This window comes from Streptococcus pseudopneumoniae, assembly GCF_001072375.1.
GTDB classification, from domain to species: Bacteria; Bacillota; Bacilli; order Lactobacillales; family Streptococcaceae; genus Streptococcus; species Streptococcus pseudopneumoniae_L.
In genome coordinates, this window is the sequence record NZ_JVKV01000070.1 from 1 (window position 1) to 23,582 (window position 23,582).

General features: G+C 37.6%; 20 protein-coding genes and 1 pseudogene. All 21 read right to left on the reverse strand.

Going from position 1 to position 23,582, the window contains the following annotated elements; translation table 11 throughout:
- A pseudogene (locus ADH31_RS05550) lies at positions 1 to 314 on the reverse strand (hypothetical protein); the annotation flags it as partial.
- Positions 315 to 326: 12 nt separating this feature from the next.
- Positions 327 to 2,162: a VirD4-like conjugal transfer protein, CD1115 family gene (locus tag ADH31_RS05555; RefSeq protein WP_049509428.1), complete on the reverse strand. Its 1,836-nt coding sequence runs from the start codon at positions 2,160 to 2,162 to the stop codon at positions 327 to 329.
- Positions 2,159 to 2,707 carry a DUF3801 domain-containing protein gene (locus tag ADH31_RS05560; protein WP_049509430.1) on the reverse strand — a complete coding sequence of 183 codons (549 nt, stop codon included), beginning with the start codon at positions 2,705 to 2,707 and terminating at the stop codon, positions 2,159 to 2,161. The genes ADH31_RS05555 and ADH31_RS05560 overlap by 4 nt, the downstream gene beginning before the upstream one ends.
- A gap of 1 nt (position 2,708) precedes the next feature.
- Positions 2,709 to 3,611, reverse strand: coding sequence for a hypothetical protein (locus tag ADH31_RS05565; protein ID WP_049509432.1), 903 nt, complete (start codon positions 3,609 to 3,611; stop codon positions 2,709 to 2,711).
- Entirely contained in the window at positions 3,604 to 3,843 is a 240-nt protein-coding gene (locus ADH31_RS05570; RefSeq protein WP_049509434.1) for a hypothetical protein, read from the reverse strand. Before ADH31_RS05570 ends, ADH31_RS05565 begins: the two co-directional genes overlap by 8 nt.
- 10 nt (positions 3,844 to 3,853) lie before the next feature.
- On the reverse strand, positions 3,854 to 4,534 hold the full coding sequence (locus ADH31_RS05575; protein WP_049509436.1) for a hypothetical protein: 681 nt from the start codon (positions 4,532 to 4,534) through the stop codon (positions 3,854 to 3,856).
- Between the two features lie 12 nt (positions 4,535 to 4,546).
- Positions 4,547 to 7,315, reverse strand: coding sequence for a phage tail tip lysozyme (locus ADH31_RS05580; RefSeq protein WP_049509438.1), 2,769 nt, complete (start codon positions 7,313 to 7,315; stop codon positions 4,547 to 4,549).
- Between the two features lie 10 nt (positions 7,316 to 7,325).
- Positions 7,326 to 9,689 carry a VirB4-like conjugal transfer ATPase, CD1110 family gene (locus ADH31_RS05585; RefSeq protein WP_049509440.1) on the reverse strand — a complete coding sequence of 788 codons (2,364 nt, stop codon included), beginning with the start codon at positions 9,687 to 9,689 and terminating at the stop codon, positions 7,326 to 7,328.
- Entirely contained in the window at positions 9,631 to 10,005 is a 375-nt protein-coding gene (locus tag ADH31_RS05590; RefSeq protein WP_049509442.1) for a hypothetical protein, read from the reverse strand. Before ADH31_RS05590 ends, ADH31_RS05585 begins: the two co-directional genes overlap by 59 nt.
- A gap of 56 nt (positions 10,006 to 10,061) precedes the next feature.
- Entirely contained in the window at positions 10,062 to 10,811 is a 750-nt protein-coding gene (locus ADH31_RS05595) for a hypothetical protein (RefSeq protein WP_049509444.1), read from the reverse strand.
- Between the two features lie 9 nt (positions 10,812 to 10,820).
- Positions 10,821 to 11,048 (reverse strand): hypothetical protein, encoded by a 228-nt coding sequence (locus tag ADH31_RS05600; RefSeq protein WP_049503652.1) that lies wholly within the window; start codon positions 11,046 to 11,048, stop codon positions 10,821 to 10,823.
- Positions 11,049 to 11,130: 82 nt separating this feature from the next.
- Entirely contained in the window at positions 11,131 to 11,550 is a 420-nt protein-coding gene (locus tag ADH31_RS05605; protein ID WP_049509446.1) for a hypothetical protein, read from the reverse strand.
- Positions 11,551 to 11,621: 71 nt separating this feature from the next.
- Entirely contained in the window at positions 11,622 to 15,611 is a 3,990-nt protein-coding gene (locus tag ADH31_RS05610; RefSeq protein ID WP_049509447.1) for an SspB-related isopeptide-forming adhesin, read from the reverse strand.
- A 16-nt stretch (positions 15,612 to 15,627) separates the two neighbouring features.
- Positions 15,628 to 17,826 (reverse strand): MucBP domain-containing protein, encoded by a 2,199-nt coding sequence (locus ADH31_RS05615; RefSeq protein WP_049509449.1) that lies wholly within the window; start codon positions 17,824 to 17,826, stop codon positions 15,628 to 15,630.
- A 135-nt stretch (positions 17,827 to 17,961) separates the two neighbouring features.
- On the reverse strand, positions 17,962 to 20,547 hold the full coding sequence (locus ADH31_RS05620; protein ID WP_049509451.1) for an SEC10/PgrA surface exclusion domain-containing protein: 2,586 nt from the start codon (positions 20,545 to 20,547) through the stop codon (positions 17,962 to 17,964).
- A 253-nt stretch (positions 20,548 to 20,800) separates the two neighbouring features.
- Entirely contained in the window at positions 20,801 to 21,118 is a 318-nt protein-coding gene (locus tag ADH31_RS05625) for a hypothetical protein (protein WP_049509453.1), read from the reverse strand.
- A 321-nt stretch (positions 21,119 to 21,439) separates the two neighbouring features.
- On the reverse strand, positions 21,440 to 22,306 hold the full coding sequence (locus tag ADH31_RS05630) for a replication initiator protein A (RefSeq protein WP_049509455.1): 867 nt from the start codon (positions 22,304 to 22,306) through the stop codon (positions 21,440 to 21,442).
- Positions 22,307 to 22,309: 3 nt separating this feature from the next.
- The gene (locus tag ADH31_RS10100; protein ID WP_049509457.1) at positions 22,310 to 22,477 is read right to left on the reverse strand and encodes a hypothetical protein; all 168 of its coding nucleotides are present in this window, start codon (positions 22,475 to 22,477) and stop codon (positions 22,310 to 22,312) included.
- A gap of 69 nt (positions 22,478 to 22,546) precedes the next feature.
- Positions 22,547 to 22,894, reverse strand: coding sequence for a fluoride efflux transporter CrcB (gene crcB, locus ADH31_RS05640; RefSeq protein WP_049509459.1), 348 nt, complete (start codon positions 22,892 to 22,894; stop codon positions 22,547 to 22,549).
- The gene (crcB, locus tag ADH31_RS05645; RefSeq protein WP_049509462.1) at positions 22,888 to 23,262 is read right to left on the reverse strand and encodes a fluoride efflux transporter CrcB; all 375 of its coding nucleotides are present in this window, start codon (positions 23,260 to 23,262) and stop codon (positions 22,888 to 22,890) included. The genes crcB (ADH31_RS05640) and crcB (ADH31_RS05645) overlap by 7 nt, the downstream gene beginning before the upstream one ends.
- Positions 23,259 to 23,525 (reverse strand): chorismate mutase, encoded by a 267-nt coding sequence (locus ADH31_RS05650; protein ID WP_049509463.1) that lies wholly within the window; start codon positions 23,523 to 23,525, stop codon positions 23,259 to 23,261. Before ADH31_RS05650 ends, crcB (ADH31_RS05645) begins: the two co-directional genes overlap by 4 nt.
- Positions 23,526 to 23,582: the final 57 nt, after the last annotated feature.

Here is a 23,582-nt window from a genome sequence, read left to right on the forward strand (position 1 = left end):
GAAATCTTCACTGGTCGAACCAATAAATCTTTCTCCCTTTGCTCTCGAGGATATGAAAATAAATAGGGAGCAACTTTTTTGAAATCTTGATAATTCATCCATTTTATGGATTCTGTAACAATCATATTTTGGACATCAACGACATCTGTATGAGGTGTAATCCAACCAGCTAAAGCCAATTCTTTTACTGCTTCAGATAGGGGATAAGAAGGAATATGTTCTAAAATCCCCTCAAAATAACCAATCCCTCGTGCAGTCTCCTCCTCAACTTCACGCTTCATTCGTTTAAATTGTTTTTGTGGTAATGTATTCATTCTTTATCCTTTCTAACTAACTCTGAGAGGAACTTCCTCAACTTCCTTAATTCCAATATGAATAACATTTTCTTCCCCAACCTGGTCTTTCCACTCATCAATATCGCTCAGATAGCGCTTATATCTATACCAATTGTCATCGTTTGGGCCATTGCTTAGGAGATTGGCTCTTGGATGCGTATCCAGGTTAAATTTTTGATCTCGAAAGACATTTTGTTTGGATAGGAAGAGTAGGGCTTCTGTTGTTCCAATCGTGGCCACCTCATGCGGTGTCAACAGTTCTCGACCAATTTTAGAGTTCTGCTTAGAGCTGCTGGCATTTCTTCCTCTGCTCTCACTATAATTCTGATCATTCAGAGTTTGCTTCCCTGATCGCTCAGATAGGTACTTAAGCGTGTCTAAGTCATTTGAACCTAAATAAAGAATAGCACCACAGTTATTGATAATCGTCTTAGTATTTTCTTTACCATATAATACTTCAATCTGGCTTTGAGATTGTACCATCATCTTGATAGAAATCTCTCGAGAACGAATAACTGAGATAATTGGTGGTAAATTAGGAATCTTCCCAATCTGACCAAACTCATCCGCCCACACCTGTAGATGCAATAAGTCTTCCTTGGTCTTTGTTGGATGCTCACCTAATATAACTGCATCTGCAGTTTTTATTAGCACATCAAAAATGGTACTAAAGAGAAGGGCAGATAAGAACTGGTAAGCTGGATCCACTTCTGGAATATGAATAAAAACTGCTGTTTTCTCAATATTCCATTTTTCAATCTCGAGTGTATCCTTTTCAATAATCTTTCTTAGTTGCTCATGATCAAATACTGAGAAGGTTGTTGCAAAGATAGCATAAACAGAAGCCCGTGTTTGGCCATCAAAGTTTTTATTGAATAGATCCCACTGCCTACTAGCATAATTCCCTGGGCTCCTTCTCTCCAGGTCTTCAAACATCAATTCAACAGGACTCTCCGCTTCTGGATGATTTCTTCTCAATTCTCGAATCATATCTGTAACCTGCCCTAAATTAGGCAGATAGTGATCGAGTTTACCATCAAAATAAAGATAGCCAATTAGAGAACGCATCAGGAGTTTATTGGCTGCTGGCCAAAAAGGATCTCCCTCATGACCATTTCTGTTGAGAGACTCTGTAATAGCCTCTGCCACTCGGTCTATATCCATTTCATTATGAATATATCTAAAAACATTGAAACCATCTGAATTCAAGAAAGTAATCAAATCAAAAATCTTCATCTTATAGCCTTTTTCTATAAGAGACTTCCCTGTTTCATGAATCAAAATTCCTTTGGTATCTGTGGTTACAAAACTAGAATTTCCTTGTAAAATATTTGGTTTTACAGCACTACGTGTCTTTGAATCCCCTGTACCACCATACACCAAAATATTTTTATTAATCTGATTTTCAAAGCTCAATCGGTTATTAAATAGTCCCATCTGGCTATTTTGAGTAAAGATCATATTCTTTTCAGGATCTTCATCTCGGAATCTCATCAACTCTTCCTTAGTTGCAAAGCGAGCTGATCCATGTTCCTCCCCATACCTGTACGTACCTGTATCTGTTACTCTCAGATACAGCAAAAAAGCAATCAGAAATCCACTCATACCAATCAATAAAGAAGTTGGTGTGAATTGAAAATCAAACCAAGATTTATCGCCCAGATGGTCGCTCATCCAGTTAAGCTTTCCAAGACCAAATACATCCGTTACTGAATCGGTATCTGGTGCTAACAGCCACAGTTTAAAAAGCCAATGAAAGAGATAAAATAGGCCTAATCCTAACAACAAATATGGTCTAAGTCTCCGTTTCTTCTTTTCTGTAATCACTTCATTTTCCCTCCAATCTGTGGTTCGATATTTTCCGGAAGAACAAACTCCTTCGTATGAATGTTTACCTGGAGGGAATTGATTTTCTCTTGTTCCACAGCTTTGAAATGTTGCAATTTCTCCTCAAAAGAAGTTGTTTTCCCATTTTTAAGGTTTCGCTCATTGAATCCTTTAGGATCTCTTGTGATGCCTTCTAGGACATCCTTAAATGCTTGTTCAACAACACCTTTATCTTTTGCATTAAAAGCAAGGGTTGTCTTTCCATCTGGATGAGTATAAAAAGAAAAGCCAATCCCGTATTGGCCTAGTTCTTTTCGAACTGCCTCGAGATTGACTTCATTATGTAGTAATTGCTGGACTTCTTTTGCATCTGCTGTTGCCATGAATTTATTCCAGTCTGTATCACCAGTAAAGACTACATTCTCTCCTCTGGCTTGATACATTTCAACTGCTTTAGAGCTCACCAGGAAGAGTCCTTTTAAGATTACTTCTCCTGTCACAAGAGTTGCCCGTCCTAATTGGGCTACAACTTGTTCTTGTTCCATTTTAGCTCACCTCTTCAATTTTGAAATAAAGATCCTTCAATTGAGTAGCTTGAGAGTCTTTCGCAATAATCTGTTGTTGCAACTCATCGATCCTTTTTTGGCACTGAGCAATTTCCTCATTTGCTTCCTTGATAAAATCTTCGTTAGATTTGATTTTATTTTTAATAGATTGCTTATAAGTAACCGTCTGAGCCTCAAAGCTATCAATAACCTCTGAAGTCACATTTACTGTAGTCGCATGAGAAAGAGAGAAGGAAGATTCAGCCTTTTGATTAGGAAGCGTTTTATTCTCTTTCTGACTAAATGTAGCAACAACTGGTGCTACTTCTTCTGTAGCTGCATCCTGTGTATTTTCATCTTGTGAAGGTTCTACTCGTTCTTCCTCATTTTCATCTAATCTACTGAAATGATCTGTAGTCCATTCACTAGAAGAATAGGTAATTTTATCTTCCAAAGTCACTTCCTCTCTAACCTCATCTTTAGGCTTCTGAGAAACTAGCTCAGCAATTCTTTGACGAGCTATATTTGCCTCTTTCTTTACCGTAAGATCTTCTAGTTCAGGATCTGGTTCCGGTTGGATTTCGGGTTGTGGTTGAGGTTCTGGTGTTCCTAATGAGGAGTTCTTTTCTTTATGTTTTGCTAAAAAATGTAGAAAACCTCTTTTTTTCTTCCCACCACTCGTACCAAAATTTTCCAGCAACTGATCAATAATTCCAACAAAAGGTATTTCGAGTCTATCTTCTTGTAGGATCTCACCTTCAGAATTGAGAGAATAAAGCCGATAGGTTCCGGTTATTCTATTACTCTTCATTCGCTCGTTGATGATTTCTAGCCTTGATAATAACTCATCTCGGTACTCAAAAGTTTCCTCTTGATTAGTCAGTTGATTGATAATTTTATACATGGTTCACTCCTTGGTTACTTGATTGTGCTGGAAGAATAAGTTCCTTCATTTCCTGATAGGATAAGCCACTTTCTTCTGATAGTGCCACAAAAAGCTGCGCTTCCAAATCTTTTTCTTGATTTATGTAATTCTTGATTTTTTCATCTGCTGCTTCTTTTTGTCGTTGCGCTTTTTCCTTGTCTTTCCTCACTTTCTCAAGCTTACCTTCAAGTTGTTCTATTTTTTTATTCATTCAATTCTCCTTATTGGTTACTACTGGTTGCGGTTGTTTGTTCAGAGGATGTAGGTGTTGTGGTTGATGAAGAAGATACTTGAGTCGAGCTTGAACTGCTAGTATCTGAATAGGTGCCTATACTTTGCCCCTTTGCCTCAGTCAAGACAATAGGCTCAATTTTATTGACCAATAGTTTCCCTGATTGTTCTACATAGGTCAATCGAATTGTAGCCTTAGTGATACCAGCAAGGCCCTTAGAATCTCGATTATCTTTTTCTGCTAAGGTTGTGCTAGAATATTGAATCTGGGCTAAAGCAACTTTATGTGTTTTATCAATGTAGATAGAGCCTGATTCATAAGATTGGTCAACCACATACCCCTTATAGGTCTGATTGACTGGTTTCTGTTCCTCTTGAACAGTTTCCTGATACATAGAATCCGTCATGAAAGGCTTATAGCGTGGACGATTCTCTTCTAAATCCTTTTTGGTATAGTAAGCAATTAGAAAGTCCTCGACCTGCTGTTCAGTAAGAGATAGTTGTTCCTGTTGTTTCTCTTCTGGTTTCTGCTTTGCCTCTTCCTGAACTTGACTATTCTGTCTCAAATTCTGTTGTACTTGAGCAATAGAATAGCCCAGGATAATACATAAAACGGCAGCGACTCCGATAAGGAGTCCCTTTACCATTTTGATTAACTTTTGATTATACATTCTTTTCCTTTCTTATTTAGGGGTAACAAAATAGATGCCTGATTGTGGTGTCAAGGTTCGCCAAGTCGTTAGGTATAAACCAGCAAAGTTCATTTCTGACATTAAGAAGCTACCATCACTATTGACGTACTCACAGAATCCAACGTGACCATAGATTGGTGATGCTCCAGCTACACCATTCATGAATACAACTGCAGAACCTGGTTTAGGGGTTGTTGAAATTTCATATCCTTGAGCTTGACCACTATCAACCCATTGATTGGCATTTCCTAAATATGGATAAATTCCAGTTCCAATCTGAGCAAAACGGTTATAGACATACCAAGTACAATTTCCTAGTGCATAGGCATTACCTGGATAACCTTGACCCTCTAGAATTGCTTGATCGGTAGGGAGTCCATACGGAAGTTTATCCTTATACTCTGCTGGAACTTGTTGACTCGAAACTCCTGTTGAACCTCCTCCTTTATTTTTTAAGAAATTTAACCATTGACGAGCTGCAGTTTGTCGCTCTAGAAGCTTATTACCTGGTACTCCTAGCCAAGCATTCAAAAAGTCCTCTGCAAGAGCTTCTACGGAACCTGTTGAGGTTACAATTCTTTTAAAAGCTTCTCGTCTAATTGGATCATCTGCTTCTAATAGAAATTTAGTTTGAACTTCCGCAGACCAAATATCTCCATTCATCTCTTTTGCAAAATTCCACAATGCAAGAGCACGAGGGCCAGTAAATTGACCAATCCCAATTCCAATATAGTGTAAACCATTGACCATGTATCCTCCTTTATTTAAACGCAGATTCGGATACATAGCTTGGAAGGCATCCCAGTTACCAACTAGATTTTCTGCAGTTGGCTCTTTAGCAACCTTATCAAATTGATTATTGGTTAGAAAGTCTGTTTCATAGCGTTTAAAAGTGATGGAACTCTCAATATCAAATCCTCCCAAAACGGCTGCAATCCCTTCATCGGTTGCCTCCGGTATATTCTTTTTAATCGCATCTGCAAAAGCTCTCGCACGTTTTCCTTTCTCTCCAGATGTTTCAATACTGCTAACGACAGACGTTGCTTGTGTGTACTCTACACGCTGGAAGTAAAAGCCGACATTGACATAAGTCCAACTCTTTTCAACATTACCATCTTTATCTTTCTTATTTGATCGATCAGGTTCTAGTTTTTGATAATAGACCGTTTGATTACCTTCAGATGCGACCTTTCCAATGATATCTCCAGATTTAACATGATCTCCTGTTTTGTAACGAATCGTATCTACGTTCTTATACAGAAACTTGGAATTCTCATCACTGATTTCTAGATCATTACCATTGACTTCGACTTTCCCATCTAAAACAGCTAGTAAAGCCTGTCCACCTGTGGCCTGCAAAACAGAACCATTAAAGATTTCCTTCGTAGTTTTATAACCAAAACGCTCAATAATCTGAAGGGGAGCTTCTGATTCAGGCTGATCTTCTGTATAAAATGGATTGTCTAGCTCTTGTAGCAACATATATTTTCCGCTATCTCGAGCAATTTCTAAGAGTTCTTTATACTCTTCTAACTCATCCTCACTCAACTTGTAAAGGTCATTTTTAGTATAAAGATCTTCCATTGTTTTAAGATTATCTTTATCCCCATTCAAATTCTTCCATAAGGTATCTAAGTATAGTTTCCCACGAGTATTTTGCGAAAAATACTTGTTCCCGTCTATACGAAGTTTATCTGAAATATCATCATACTTATAATTCAAGTACAAAAGCGGATCATCAATTTTTGTCCAATAATCTACCTTATCATTAGATTTTTCACGATCCAATTTTGAAAGATACAACCAGGTATCATTCATATCAAACTCATCCTGACGGGTAATTCCTGAACTACCAATACCAAGTATTGCCAGAAACAAAAGCAGACCAAAAGCAATCAGATAAGCCTTAAAGCCAAGCGGATTTTTGATAATAGCTTTAATCGGTTTAGATCCAAAACGATAGACCTTTCTAGCCTTCTTAGCAGCCTTCCCTGTCTTAGAAGCAGCTAAGCGATTTCTATAAGCCTGTATCTGTCGGGATAACTTCCCTTCCCAAGAAAACTCTTTTGGGGTTCGAGTGAAGCCTCTTCCATTAGCCTTATTATAGAATCTATTTCCTAGGCTATAGCTTGATTTAACAACTCCTTGACCAAGCTTACCACTATATTTCCCAATCGTTTTAATACGTTTTCCTTGAATCTGAATATCCTGATACTGATTCTTAGTTCGTGCTATATCTGAAAGGGTATCATCCTGATGAGCCGTAGAACTAGCCTGTTGATTAGCAACTCGTTCTACAGATTGTTTGGCTGCACGAAGAAACTTCTTCTTCCGTGATCCACCATTAGCCTCTTGAGCGACTTTAAAAGTTCTTTTAGAAGTTTTTTTCTCCAGTTTCGCCTTATCTAATTCCTGCTTAAGGAAGGCTTGTTTTTTATTGTTCTTATCCAATTTCTGCTTAAGAAAAGCCTGCTTCTTGATTTCTTCTGGACGAAGGCCCTTCCCTTCTTTCCGAAGCTCTCTTCCCTGTTTCTGGATATTCTTATACTCTTTTTGGATTTTTTTGACTTTGGCTCTTGAAGCTCTAAATTGTTTATGACTATTCTTAACGATGCGATTCGTAGAACGTGATTGTGACTTTAGCTCTTTCATTCGCATAGCACTATCTTGTTGAACAGTGCGGTAATTCTTCCGGACTGTTTCCAGCTTCTGATCTATCTTATGACCGATTGTTTTTGGTCTGCCTTTCTCCTGATCCATAGTGAGACTCCTAAGCGTCTGTTGCAACTAAGTTATATAACTTAGTATTCTTAGGTATTGGATTTTCAAATGGCACTACAACTGGCCCTGCTACAATTAAGCCAGTACCTTTAGCTTTTGGTCGAGCCAAGTAGCGAATCTGTTTGTCAGTCAAGTTAACAATCTCTTTTAAGATAGCCAAATCCTGGGGTTTTTGTTTAAGTAAAATCATGAACTCGCTGTTTGAGAGCAATTTTCGACCTTCTTCAACAGCAGCTAACGTTTCTACGTTCTGGGTAATTCCTGTTGGAATCGCACCGTATTTCCGAATACGTGAATATAACGTAGTAAAGAAGTCTGCTTGAGCCTTATTTTTAAATAGAATCTGCATCTCATCAAAGTAAACCCATGTAGTACATTTCCCTTGATTCTCTACAATTTGATTCCAGATATAATCCTGAATAACCATCAATGCGAACGGCTTCAATTTGTGCGACAACTTTTTCAGATTAAAGATAACAAAGCGATGATTAAGATCCACGTTTGTATTGTGAGCAAAAATATCTTGAGAACCTTTTGTATAGGTTTCTACCGCCAAAGCTAAATCTTGAGCTTCTGGCTCTGGTTGTTCCATCAATACCTGGTGCCACTCTTTCAGCGTTGGAGTGGAATCATCTGTCAAATAGCGCTCATAAGTCACACCTGTTACCCGGTCAATAATCCCAATCTGTGCATCTGTTACCTCAGATAGAATCGATTCAAATAATCCCATCAACAAGTTTGCTTTATCTCCAATCGGATCGTCATCCTCATCGTCCAAACGATCCAGATCTGGTAGATCTAAGAGATTGATATGTGTTTTAGAACCAATCGAAATATCCACCATCTGAGCACCGAAAGCACGACCAATATCAGAATATTCATCTTCGGGATCCACAATGATTACTCGATCTTCTGGATATTTCAGCAAAGTTGGAATGACTTCTCCACCCTTAATCGTAGTAGATTTACCAGAACCAGAGGAACCAAGCACAACACCTGAACCCGTATTCAAATCACGTTTTCGATCCAGTGTAATGATATTGTTTGATAACTGATTTTGGCCGTAGTAGCGAGCAAGTGAGCTGTCAGACTTTAAATCCACGTTAGTAAATGGAACTTGCGTAGCAATATTAGCTGTTGTCATCTTTCTCATGAAATTCTTCTTCACATTTACGAAGCACTCACCGATAGGTAGAATCGTATTTAAAGCCTCTTCCTGGTAATAATAGAGGTCTTCAAATTCTACCCCTAGCTTCCGTCCAGCACGCTTAATCTTCTGCTCATTACGTTGTAGTTCCTCCTGGCTATCTGCCTTAAAATACACTGCAATCAAACCAGAAAAGATTTTCTGATCATACTCAGTAATCTCATCTCGCCACTTCTTGGTAGCTTCTGAGATTTCTTGGTCACGACCAGCAACCACTGCATCATCAAAAATACCAGATTGAGCAGCCTTACGTTTAGAACGTAGCTTCCCAATTTCAGCATCTGTTTCTGCATCGTCAATCTTCTCTAAGATTTCAACATTCTCATAGGGTTCTGCATGGATAGTAATGGCTAGTTCAAATCCCAGTGTCGTTAAATCACGAATGAGACGATCAGACATCCAGTTAGGATATCGGTGGGCATAGAGTACCTTGGCCCAACTATCATCAATAATCATACGTTTTTCTTGAAACTCAATTCGGTTCGGAGCGATAAATGATTTCGTTGATAATCCAGATAGAGCAATTTCTCGATAATCAAAATTGACATACGGGTTTCCTCGTAATAGTTCTGAGAAGACCTTCAGACGATCCAGACCATTCATTTCCTTAAATGTAATATCAGCTTCCTGAAATTGTGTTCCCAGGGAAACTCCAATATCTTGTAGTAACAACTGCGCCTGTTTTCGATCATCAGCGTTCGTTGAAATGGTCACATACTTATGTACCTCGAAGTTGTTAGCGTGTGTCGTAAATCGCTCCTTAATCATCTCATTTAGCTCTTCACGATAGTCATCGTAGCCATCGTTTGTTTCTTCAAACAAGATATTCTGTAAGGAGTTATCCGATACTCTACGGTTAATTACTAAGAGTTGATAGTTACTGCCCTCATCCAGTGAATTAAGAGCATCCATCGTTGTATCGATGATGCTCTCTTTTTCATCTTGTTGAGCAGTTGAGTAAGAAGCATCCCCCAGCATGAAGCTACGAGAATACTTTTCACGTGCAATGTGCATCAATCCATCTTCATGTAGAAGTGTATAATTGATTGTATTTTGTGTCGTTGGCTTCATCTGACGACGCAAGCGCTCAATTCTTTTCTTTTCTGCGTTTTCTAGTTTTTCTCTTTTGCTTTTGAATAAACTCATCTTTCGTATAAATTCCTACCTTTCCAAACTCTGTCTCATAGCTTCTTTGTTGGATCCGGAAAAAGAAATTGATTTTTTCTTTAATCCGCATTCGCTTAGTCATACCCGTACCGTACATTGCCCCAGGAACTACAAATATAGCATCCCAAAGATAAATGTACCAATCAGGTAAACCAAAGAAATATATCGTAATTGTCCCTGAAACAGCTATTAGCAAACATACGTAGAGAACAATCATTCTACCTGTTAATCCAAATAAAATCGGTCTGTCCTCTGTTTCAAATTCTCTTAAAAATTCTGATCCAATTTTTTTCAATTATTTTCCTTTCATATAAAATAAGATCGATCAATTCTAATTATTCTAGACATGGATTACACTCCTAAAAGTTGCTTAGCTTTTCGACTAGATCCAACCATTACAAAAATATAGATAACCCCCTTAGCAATTGAAGCAAAGGCTGTTCCCCAGGAATCACTGGAACCGGTCGTAACCTTTAGGATATCTGCTGCAACAATCGAATCATATACAACAGAAACAATAATCAGGATGACACCAATAAGGGCAGAGGCCGCAAAGTATTTCAAGAAATTAATCGTAACAGATCGTAACGAGTCCATCATAAAGAACGCTACTAACAATGGAGCTATAGCTTTAAGCATATACAAATCCAAGTAACGTAGGAAAACAATAATTCCTAGAATAATGTTAGCCACTCCACTTACAGCTTTCCCGACTAAAGTAATGATAGTTTTTTCAAATATTCCTTTCCCACCAGAAATATTAGAATCAATGGTTGTTTTAACAGTAGGTGTTACATGAGCAATCACTTTTACAACAATATTAAGCAATTCCAGAATCGCATCACAAATTTGAGATGAGGCAGAGATCATAATGAAAGCAAATAAGTATTTCATTAAAGCCTCTAACCAAATCTTCTGTGTTAATGCACCTCCCCTCGACTTGACCATTTGTGACCATGATGCCATTTCAAACCAGAAAAAAAGACCTAAAAGGATATACCCAATAGGTCTGACGGCATCAGCCATCATATTTACAGCTTGATTTGTAGCAGAGCTATAACTAGAAAGAGAGCTTGTTAGCTCTCTAATATCTAAATTCATAGGCTACTCCTAAAATTTTAGTTGGGATAGTGATGCAACGACTGCTGCAGCAATACCTGCAGAAGCCACGGCCAAAAATGCACCATTAATCATAGAATCAGAACCATCATCTTGTCTTTGCTTATCTTTATTCTTTCTTCCTTGGATATAGTCAACTGAACCATTCCAGATCCAAATAAGACCTGTAATTGTTCCAACTACGCCTAGACCAGTAATAATTTTTGTAATGATTTCCATTTTGTTTTACCTCTTTTAATTTCATTTTTTTATAACAAAAGGCACTGCAGAGATTTCTACAGTGCCAAACACAATACTATTTTTATAATTCTTCAAATTCTTCACGATAAATCGTCCGAACAGTAGCTACTAGAATACTGAGGCCAATAATAATTGGAACTTCAAAATTCGGATATGGGAAAAATAACCCTCCTCCTTTTGGTGCATCAACCACTTGACCAGCAGTAATAAGTGAATCATGGGGCATTCCTAAAATATGCGGTGTATACCATCCAAAAATATTATCAATTATGTTTTCGCTTGGGAAATTGAATAGATGATGAATGATTGCCATTCCCCCAATCAATACGATTGTTATACATATTTTAGCTATAACCCACAGAATAAACATACCAATAGTGGATTTTACAACATTAATACACCAAAGAACGATATAAAATGGAGCTGTAAAAATTCTAATGATAGCTACCCATAACCAGGAAAAATCATTCCCAAATTTCATAATCCTACTCCTCCATAATTTACCGTTATTATACCATAAAAATAGCTGATTTCAAAGGTTCCTAGACTATTCTAAGCCTCTTTTTTCTTGCGCTTGCTGTAGAGCAAGCCTGTAGCAACACTTCCCATTGCTAGAGCAGCTAATAGTAAATCTGCAGAATCCTTCTCCCCTGTTGAAGGTAAGCTTCGTTCTGGCTGAGTTACTGGTTGTTGCGGATGTTCTTCAGGAGTTTTTGGCTCTGGTTTTGGTTCCGGTTTTGGTTCCGGTTTTGGCTCTTCATTTTTCGGTTCTTCCGGTTTTGGTTCTTCTGGAGTATGAGTCACAACCGTATTGGAAACAACTTCCACACCGTTAACTGTATGATAGTAAGTATTTTCTACTGTTCCTGACTGAATACGTGTCATTTGTAGATATACTTCTGCTTGAAACTCTGATGTCTCTAAAATTGACTTCAAGAAAGTATCATCAAAGCTAATATCTACTTTACCTTTAGCCTTGTCTACTACTTGACTTGTGAACTTAGTTAATTCATCACCAGCTTTGAATTTTTGGCCATCACTTGTTTCAAAATCTACAGCCGCAAACACTTGATAAACACTCTGATAATCATCATGTGTTTCATCGTAATCATCGCTAAATTTATACTCAAACAACTGTTCTGAGCGATCTTTTGGAATCAAGGAACCAACTAATTTATAATTAAATGTTTGATTCATCTTGACCTCTTTTCCATCCAAACTTTCTTTGCTTAGATGGTCAATCACTACATCTTTCTTCGGTTCAATCTTTGGAACATTATTGACTACTGTTTCAGTTACATAGGCCATCCCAAAATCAATTTGGTAGGCTGTATTCTCATACTTACCACCTGTTTGACCCAATTCCTTCTTAACAGTCATTGGATTAGTAATCGTCAGAACTTCTCCAGTTTGAACGTAGGTCTTGTAGAATTCCTCTGGATTCTCAGCCTCAAATACTTGAATCGCTCCTTTCGGAGTGAAATTGCTAGACTTCAAGGCTTCTTGTACACCTGATGGGGCCTTTTCTAGGCTTTCATAAAGAGCCATTTTCAAACCTTTAACCACTTGACCTTTAGAATCAGTCACTTGAACACCATCTTGATTGATCGTAACAGCTTCTTCTGGATAATCATCAACAATGTAGAAGCCTTTACCAATACGTTCTTTATCTACTTCAATGCCCTTGTATTGGCTATAATCTGCAGTTACCTTGTAGTAGTTTACAGATCCTGCCAAGACTTGTTTCCCATCGATATCGACACCTGCCTTGTTCAGATTCTTCTTGCTTGGTTTAACAGTAGGAACATTATTTACAACTGTATCAGTTTGATATCCGTTACCAAAATCAACTTGGTAAGCCGTATTCTCAAAAGATTTTCCTGTATTTCGTAGTTCTTCCTTAGTTACCATTGGATCAATAATTGTAACAGATTTTCCTGCTTTGATATATTGGTTATAGTAGGCTTCTGGATCATCCACTAAAAATACTTGGAAAGCTCCCTTAGGCTTAATTTCAGAATTATCTAGAAAGGCTTTAACCTTATCATTATCAACAGCTTCGATAGAATCGTACTGATACACTGAAATTCCAGAAACTTCATTTCCTTCGCTATCAATGTAACGAATACCTGATTGATTAATAGTCACTGCCTCTTCTGGATAATCATCAATTGCACCAAAGCCTTTTAGAATAGCAGATGGATCTGCCTTAATCCCCTTGTACTGATCATAATCCAAAGTTATATGGTAATAATTAGTTGAACCAGCTAGAACTGTTTTACCATCAATGATAACACCATCCTTATTATGATTGTGTTTGAGAGGCTTGATTAAGTTGTTATTTGGATTGTCAGGATCATTCGGTTTACCTGGTGTTGAAACCTGAACAATATTTGAATAACTTTCGTACTTATTGTTGATCTTTAATTGGAAATTGTTCTTATAAGTTGCCCCATCATTCGTAACCTTACCTACTAAAATTGGAGCTGGAACTAGCACTTCTTTACTTAAATCTTGATTAAGCTTAGATTTCAAACTTTCTAAGCCTTTCATCCGAACAACATGGCTTGATTCGTCATAAGTTAATTCAAAATCTGAACTAGCCTTCTTTGAAGCTTCTACATCTAGTACAAAACCTGAAGGTAATGCATCTACAATTTCAAAGTCTGTAATAGCTTCACGATTAGCTGGAAGAGGCTTAGTTGTTAATTCCCACTGTACTGTTGAAAGCTTAGGCACATAGCTTTTATCAATAGATTCACCTGCAGAATTCTTTACAAACTTCTCTAGGTCAGGCACTGCTTGGAGACGTGCATATCTAACTCTAACAGTTGGAGCTGGCAACGAAGACGGGATCTCTTTTTCCTTTGGCTCCTTCGGTTTTGGTGGTAGTGCTTCCTCTACTTTTCCTTTTGGGGAACTTGGTAGAGGAGTCTCCTTCTCGTATGTTACGGCAGCAGGTTTTGGCACGAAAGAAATCTTTTTCAACTCTGTTCCTTCTCCCAGAATAGTAAAAACAACACCCTGATTATTTCCACTCGCATTCACCTGATCCCATTCGTATGGTGTTCTTCCCTCTGTTGAGCCTGGAGAAGAAGTATGGAGGTAGGTCATACTAGAGCCATATCCTACCGAAGCAAAAGATCCTCTTGGAATATCTGAAGAAGCATCAACTGCATCTTCTACTCCTTTCATAACTCGACCATCAAAATTAAGCCCAGAATCTCTTGAATTAATAACTACCCCACGACCAGATGAACCATAACTCAGATTTGAACCTTGTCCCCAATCTACATCTGTGATAACTGTTCCGATTAAAAGAGAAATTGGCGTTGATGTTTCCTCTACATAAAAATCATAAGTTAACTCCAGACGGGTATGATTGTTATATTTTACATAAAAACTACCACCATCTCCACTCTTGAGGTAGATATTTGGATCTGTTACAGGAATACCATTTCGCACCTCACCTTGATAGTCGCCTAAATCAGAAATCCTAACTTTTGCCATGATTTTTCTACCATCTGTAAGTGTGCCGATATTATGAATATAAAATGTAGTTCCAACAGTAGGATTTTGGATCACATCAAACTCTCCTGCACCATCTTTAGTAACTCGAGTTCCAGTAGCTCCCGTTACATAAGTATCTGCATGATATCCCAAAAATCCTTCCATACTTTCTACCCTGAGGTCATCGTCTGGTACTACTGTAAAGTCATTATAATATGCCAAGCTACCACGACCAGATGAGTTAAAGCCTCCATAGACTTTGAAACCCGTATCAGATCCGAATAAAGGCTTACTTGTTTGAATTGCCTCTTTCTCAGCTTTAACAGCTGCTAACTTATTTTTATAATCTGTCAAAGAAGTTTCATAAGCTTCTTTCTTAGCTGCGTTTCGTTTTCGGATTTCTGCATTTTCTTGATTGATACGATCAATTTCTGCCTGATTAGCCTGCTGATTTTTTTCATTCTCTTCACGAATTTTCGAATTATTCTGATTGATACGCTCAACTTCAGCTTGATAAGAAGCTAAATCATTTTGATATTTTTCTTTCGTTGCAGCATTTTCTTCTTGGATTTTCTTACGTTCCGCTTGATTCTGTTTTTTATCTTCGAGATATTTTTTAGTAGTTTCCGCAATACTATCCGCTTGTGTTCGATAATCGCTTTCGACTTCCTTTTGCTTTTGATCCAACTCAGAAGCCGAACTCGCTGTACCTTTATCTACTACAGAATCAAATTCTACATTCACCCCAGCTTCCTGTGCCTTTTTAACAGTTTCATCTAAACCTGAATGTGAAATAGAAACTTCTAATGAACCTGTTTTTTCTTCACTCTTTCCTTGGTTATCTGTAGAAATACTACTTGGATTCGTCTGTGCATAGGGAGCATTTGTGGCTGGATTTTCAGTTCGTTCATCTGCTCTAACCGGACTAGTCATCAAGCCCAAGGCAGCTAGACCAAGAATTACTCCACACGTTCCCCATCGTCTTGTTTTTCGGATTGAACCGATTGCTTGTGTCTCGTTATTAAATTTCATTCATTCTCCTTTTTTATTATCCATTCAATACATCCTTTACAGCACTAGTTTTAGGAAGTTTTTTAGGTTCTTCCTTCTTTGGTTCAGCAGTTTTTTCTTCCGTTTTCTTTGGCTCAGCCGGTTTCTCTTTTTCTTTATAAACAAACTTAAGTGTCTGTTTATCCGAAGAAACCTTCCCTTCCAACTCTTCTGGAACTGCCTTCAAAACATAAGTTGTATCTTTAACTGTAATTTCTGTTTCAACATCACGATCAAATTTCCAGTCTTTACCTACAAGCTCTCCAGCTTTGGAAATAACTTCAGAATTCTTGATTTCCTCGCCCTTTTCGTTGACAAAGATAGCTTTAACTTCCTCGCCTTTTTCATGTGCCAAGTAAGTCAGCAAAAGGTCATTTTCAGCAAACTTCCCTTTCTCTTCGCCTTCTTTAAGGGTAACTTCAAATCCATCAACAGTCGGAGCTTTGATATCATAATCATCTCCAGAGAATCCCTTAGCTACAAGAATATCCTGATCAATCTGCTCATTCGTTAAAGCATTCAGAACCTTGACTGTTAAAGAATAAACCTTTTTATCTGCTGGTTTCTTTTCATACAGATAATGTAGTTTAACAGTGTCCTTAGTAACTTTTCCAGAAGATTCTTTAGGCTCACCAGTCAATACATAGGTTTCACCATCAACGGTCAATTCCTTCTTAACTTCAGTTGCCTTCCATTCACTACCAATTTCCTTACCAGCTTCGATAATTGTGATATCGCTTTGCCCAGGAATTTCTTTTCCGTCCGCTGTTCGGAAATCAGCAGTAACAGCTCCACCTTCGTTTTTGATAGAATCAGATTTCTTAGCTACCTCTTTTCCATCTAGTGACACTGTACCTGTTGCAGTACCTTCTCCAGTAAAGCTATAAACGATTGAGTAATCACCATCAGGTAGTTTTTCTGAAAAATCAACCTTCCCATCTTTGACCGGTAATTCTTTATTGACTTTACCACCTTTTAACAAAGCCTTAGTGATTTTTATTCCATCTCCACCGATGGCAACTTGAGCTGTTTGATCTGCGCCCTTAGAGGTTTGTACTTTAATAGTTGCAGTTTCCATGAACTGTTTAACCACTTCAGCATCTACAATTGACTTGTCTTTACCAGTCATATCGTAGATATTAGGATGACCCAATTCTTTCATTTGCTCAATTGAACGCATAGAGTTAGTGTCGTTATCTGTAACCTGATTACGGTTTACAACTGACATAAAGGTCTTAGCCCGTCGTTTTGCCCACTCTGCGAAAGATTTGTCCATTTCTTCTGGTTTACCTTTATCCATCCAACCATCAGTGTATTGGATAACTGAGACTGTATCAGAAGATTTAGTGATTTTCTCTACAATTTCTTCAAAAGGAACAACCACATCTACAGATTCATCAATGTAACGATGTGCACCCATTGCATTTGCCAAGCCTTGGAAGTATTGACCATAGTTTTGGTAAGTAGGATCTTTTTCTGATGGTGCGTTAATTTTCAACAAGTTATCAATAATTTCAAGTGCTTCTTGTTTTGTTAGAAGAGTTGAAGAAATTCCTTTAGTGTCGTTCATAACCTTTTTAGTACTGGCATGATACGAACTTTGTCCGTAATTGTCAGGATATAATTGGATGATATGACGACTATCTGGGTTCTTATTGGCTTCGATAATCTTCTTACTCAAACGAAGTGAATCTTTTACTTTACCGGCATACGAACTAGAGTAGTCATATACATGGACAGTCGTAAGAGGAGCAATTTCATTTGTTGTGCTCGTATTTGTAGGAGCTTTTGTCTTAAACTGAAGCTCATTAGATCCTGCTTTATCTTCACCAGTTACTACTGTATTTTCAGTAGTTTTTTGTTCTGGAGAAAAATCAGGTTGTTTAGGATCAACTGGTTCTGGATTAGGATTTTTAACCTTAGGCGCATCTTTCTTGACCTTTTCAATTTCAATTTTGGTCTTTTCCAAATCCTTGAATTTGTCGGATTTATTATTGCTAACCTTTTTTTCGTCACCCCCAGAGGATTCTGTATCCTTCTGCTCTGTTTTTTCAGTCGTAGCTGATTTTACTGAAGATTCACTTTTGGATTCATCTGCTTGAGCTATTGCCGAACCGACAAGCCCAACTGCAACGAGTCCTAGTGCTACAGAACATAGACGTTTTCCATATTTTCTATAGCTAAATGTTTTTTTCATAGTATCGCCTTTCTAAATGTTCATTGGAATATTTTCTAACGAATATAATTGATGGATCTCTTGCTCTAAAATATACAATTATCATTTTTCCTCCAACCAAAAAGTCACCAAGAAACCTTGATGACTTTAATAAATTTAATTTTCCTTAGATTCTCGTTTGATTTTCAACAGACTTAAAAGTGAAACAGTTACCATTCCCAATAACCAGAGACTAGAAGATTTTTCTCCCGTCTTAGGTAATTCGTATGTTGCAGCTGGTGCTTGATAAACTGGATCTTTGACTTTTGCCACTTGTTCATGTACATACTTCGCAGTTTTACCATTTTGAAGAACTGGAGTAGATTGGGTTCCTTCTTGTTCAATACTTGCTTTTTGAACAGTCAACTCTTTTTGATGCTCAATTTCTTGTTGTGCTTCTAGATAATCACGATAAGCCGACAACAACTCTTTATGAGCCTCTAATACCTTTCTTTGTTCTGCCTTTGCAATTTCTAGTTTTTCTAGTGCTAACTCAAGAACGGATTTCTTTTCTTTCAAAACTTCTTGAGCAGCTTCAAGATTAACTTTTGCCTTTTCTAAGAGTTGTGGGGCATTCTTCAAAACTTCCACTCGCTCTTTTGATGCTTTCAAGGCTTCAGCTGATTCTGAAAGTAAAGCTTGACGATTGAGAACAAGTTCTTTAATTCGAGTAAGTTCACCTTGTTTAGCTAATAATGCCTCTTTCTCCGCAGTCAAAGCTTCATTCAGTGATTTCCATTCAGTTTGTTTTTCAGCTAGTTTATCTTTAGCTAACGCAAGTACTTCACGTTTATTTTGTACGTCCGCATTCAACTGTTCCAAAGCCTCTTGCGCTTGTTTATTTTCTAAACTAGCTTTTTTAAGGTTTGCTTCCGCCTGCTTTAATTTAGCTTCTGCTTCAGGAGTTTTTAAAGCAATATTCTGAATATCATTACGATTAGTCACTGCATTTTGCGCAGTAACTTCTGCTTGAGTATATTCTGTCTGTGCTTGTTCTTTTCTAGCTTGTGCATCCTTACGATTCGTTTCCGCAGTATCATAAGTATCCTGAGCCTGTGCCACAGAATTTCTAGCTACTTGAATTCTTTCCTGAAGACTAGCTAGATTGTTCTTAGTATCAATTTTAACTTCTTGATGGAAACCATTTTTCAGCAAATCAATTGTTTTAGAATCTGTTCCAACATAGTGCATCGCAACTAAACCAAGATCTGTCTTTCGGGTTGCTACACCTATATATTGAAGCGTGACTGACTTACGATCAAGCCCTGAAAAGTTTAAAGCATGGCCCCAATCAGCGTGCTTATCATAAAACAGCATCATAACCATGTTGTTGTATGCCTGTTGTTTCAGATCAGCTAATGTGACTACATCATCTGCATTTTGAAAGCCAATATTTTCAGCAAGTAGACCTTGATTCCCTTGATTCAAACCAACTTCTTTCGCTACGGTGTTCAAAGCATCTAGGTCATGCCCATACTGATTAGTTGATAGCTGAGTTGCTTTCTGTGCCACTTTCTGCATATCTCGATTCACTAAAACTGGAATATCATCGGTTCCCATCAATTGACGGAAATCATTAATCAAATGTGCATTGAAAATGGCAAGTTCATCTTGAATTTCAGCAGATAAATGGTTGACATCAGCAATAACCGTCTTTTTATCGGCCTCACTCTGCTTAAATGGAGAAGTTGGATTACTGTAATAAGTCTCACCACCATCTGGTGAGCTAAATCCAGCAGCAGTCATACCTCTCTTGGCAATTTCTTGTAACTTATTTGAATTTTCTTCAGTGGGATTATTGAAGTAAGCCTTTAATGCTTCTACATAGCCAGCAGGATAAGTGATCGAAGTCGTTGTCAAACTGTCCAGAACACTTTGAGCCTTAGATAGATTCTCTTTAGCTACTTGATACTGATTTTCAGCGTTAGTAGCTTGAGTGGTTGCTTGAACTAGTTCCTGCGCTTTCACCAACCTAGTTGCTTCTGTACTCGTTACCTCTTCTTCTGCCTGTTTCAACTTAGAATCACGTTGTTCATCTGCTTTTTTAGCAAGTTCCAACTCTTGTCGAGCTTGTGATTCAGCTTTTTCACTCATTTCCAAGTTTCGCCCAGCAGCTTCAGCATTAGCAACAATACCCGCAACTCCAGTTCCGTCTAAAATAGCTTGTTTTTCGGCTACAATTTGTTCTGCATCTGTAACTTCTTTTGTTTTGTCATCAAGCTTTCTCGTAGCTTCTTTGACATTTGCTTCCTGATCAGTAACATTCTTTTCAGCTAGCTTTTGTTCCTTTTCAGCAGAGGTCAGTTCTTCTTTAGCCTTCTTCTCAGCAATTTCTTTTGTAGAGACATCTTCTTTTGCATCCTGGATATTTTTTGGAGTAGCTTCCTTGACTACTTTCTCCGCTTGAGTAACAGTTTCTGTAGCTTCATCAACTGCTTTCTTAGCATTGTTCACCTCATTTTGAGCTGTGTTTACAATCTCCTCATGTTTTTTTACAACTGTATTTGCCTGAACCACATCTGCTTGGGAGATAGCAACATCAGTTTCTGTAACTGTTTTTTTAGTTGCTGTCTTCTGTTGATTACCTGAATTTGGCTCTGAAGGCTTTACTTCTTCTGCGGAAGCTTGAGTTGTTGCTCCAACTGCTGCTGTTGCGATTGCGCTAGCTAATAAAACTTTTTTTACTTCTTTCATCATTTCCATTTGATTTCTCCTTTTTGATATTACTTAAAACAATGCTTATTTGAATAGTCTTTTAGTTCTCGTGAGATTTTATCAGACAATTTATTTGGGATAAAAGTCATATATACTAGAATCCCAGAGGCTAAAAGAATAACTGTAAATATTATCTGTATAATACTCATTTCTTCACCTTTTCATAACATCACCTATCTGCTTTCAGCAACAAAGAAACAATTCCTTGCTCCCCAAAACAGATAGATGAGGACTCTATCTGTTAAATTTTACCGCTAGGTCTGTGATAACCTTTACCGGTTAGCTGTAAGATAGTTTTATTACCTTGCTTAATTCGTCTGGCAACTAAAATATCTCCACGTTTAATGGTGCGTATATCTCTATAGATTTTAGAGTATTCTGCAATCATTTCAACGGTTTGAAGTTTTCCTGCCACATACCCTTTTTTGGGAATAAGACCATACTTACTAGTTAATTTCATTTCTTCACCACTTGCAAGCCGTGCAGTTGCATCACCTTGCAAACCTAGTCGTCTTAAGTCAGTGAGTGTAACCTCACTAGTTGATTTTATTTGATTCATATTGTCCTCCTTTTTGAATCAAAGGCTGATTTACAGCCATGCCGAGTTGATGCCGTACATCTCTACTGTGTTTTTTACGCACGATTTATAGTTTAGAAATCGCAAACTCTTTCGTCTTACGGGACAAGTCAACCGTGACTTTACATAATGCAGTCAGCACTAGATATACTTTCTAGATACACACCGCCCCTGTTCTTCTTTTTATGCCTAGACTGCGCTAATCGGGACAGTGGGGATATTCAATTTTCAAAGAACAAGAGTAGTTTTAGGACTTGCTCAGGTCAGATATCACATATAAAAATTACTTTCTGAATAATTTTTTTAATGATTTTCAATACACTTTCGAGCGTTACTATTGTAAATCGCAAGTAACCCATTAAAAACATATTCAGCAATTACTTCTGATGAACGGGCAAATCGCATATTTTCTAAAGCATATCGATAGCGTTCTTCAAATGGCATCATGATATAGGCTGCCATCGTATCTGAGTAATTTTCTTCTAAAAGTTGAGAATAAACTAAATCATAAATATAATCCTTATCATACTTGCTAGCTTTATCAACTTTTCTGGAAAGTCTGTCTTGTTTATTATTTGGGGAATTTCTAGGAAACCTCTCCTCGTCCTCCTCAGAAATAACTAATTCAGTGTCTTTATTATTAGTCTCACTATATTCAGTATCGTTAGGGTCTAAATTTGACACCAGGTCCGTATAAATCTGACACCCCCCTGGTGTTTTTTTGACACCCCCCTGGTCTAAATCTGACACCCCCCTAGTATCAGATTTGGAATCACCTGATTTATCAACCATTCTAGCAACTGTGTCATCTTGCAAGAGACCAAGGTAAATTCGGTTAGCTAGATTTCCTGATTTACTTGTAGATTGTTGAACCTCATGAATTAATCCATACTCTGTGAGTTGCTTCTTAATTCTTAATAGGGTAGATTTCGAGCAACTTAGTATCTTCATCAAATTAGAGTTGGAATAAACCAGATAAATATTTCCATTCTCATCAATCCAATTATTCTTGAAAGAAAGATCTAGTCTATCTTTAAGCATGGCATAAGCGACTTTTGCATCTAACCTCATATCCTCATAAATAGGATTTTCAAACAAAACCTTTGGTAAGGCATAAAAGCGATCAGATGTCTGATAATGGCTAGCACTAATAAACTGAATTTGTTTCATAAATTACACCTCTTTCAGTCTAAAGTCACCATTCATGGTAAATCCTATCAACCCAAAGGCCTCAAGTTCTCCTATACTTGCTATTATTTCTTTTCGTGTGGAACCTGTTTCCTTCATCAAAAACTGGATTATCATCTCTCTTGAAATTCTCTCCTTACTTTTTCGTCTCATAATTTTTCCTCCCAAAATACAAAAAAGAACTAACGGATTTTTCCGTTAGTTCAATATTTTCTATTTATCTCAAAACACTAGACACTTACACAGTAAAATTCCTAAAAAAATAACAAGCAAACCACCTAAGTAGGTCAAGAGAAAATAACTGTAAAAGACCTTCTTATCAGCCAAGAGTTTTTGGAGTTCATCATTCAAGGTTGAAAAAGTGGTTAGACCTCCACAAAATCCTGTGGCAAGGATAAGATAGACTTCTTTAGACTCCACATGATTGTAAAATAAGCCGATCAAAAAACAGCCCAGTAGATTAGCTATGAGAGTTCCTAGAGGCAGTACAGACCCCTGATTATAACGTGAAAAGAAATAACGCACGAGGGCACCTAGTCCACAAGCAAGTGCTAGATATAATACTACCATTTCTTCCTCCCTAAACAATAAGCCAATAAAAGTCCACCACCAATGCTCAGAACTAGATAGATTAGTAGACTTAGGTAAGAACCTGTATCCAGCAATTTCACGCCATCTAACATGAGGCTTGAAAAAGTCGTTAATCCTCCACAGAAGCCAGTTCCAAGCGCTAAAATGACACCTTTACTGCTTCCCTTATAAACCAAATAACCTTTGACAAGATAGACTAAGCAGAAAATTCCTAGATAGTTAGCAAAGAGAGTTCCCCATGGAAAGTCTGGACTGGCTGGAAACCATCTCGAAATCTGATATCGGACAAGTCCTCCCAGCATGGCAGATAGAAAGATTCCTAGTGGGTAAAATTGTTCTTTTTTCATTTGATGTTTTTATCCTGATAATCGCGCGAACGTTTGAGAATATCAGAAAAAGTCTCAACGATTGTCTCTTCGTATTTTTTATTGCTGACGTGATTTCTGACCTTCTCAAAGATAGCTTCCTCTCTTTTAGTATCTAGAATAGCTTTTCCTGAAGCTTTTTTATAAGCAACTACCCCCTCAACTAGATGCATTCTTTCTTCTAAGAGTTTTACGATTTGGTCATCAATTTGATCGATTTCTTGTCTAATAATATCTAAATCCATAGATCCTCCTTCTTAATTTGAATCAATTTATAAAAAGCTTCTAAATGGGCTAGTTCA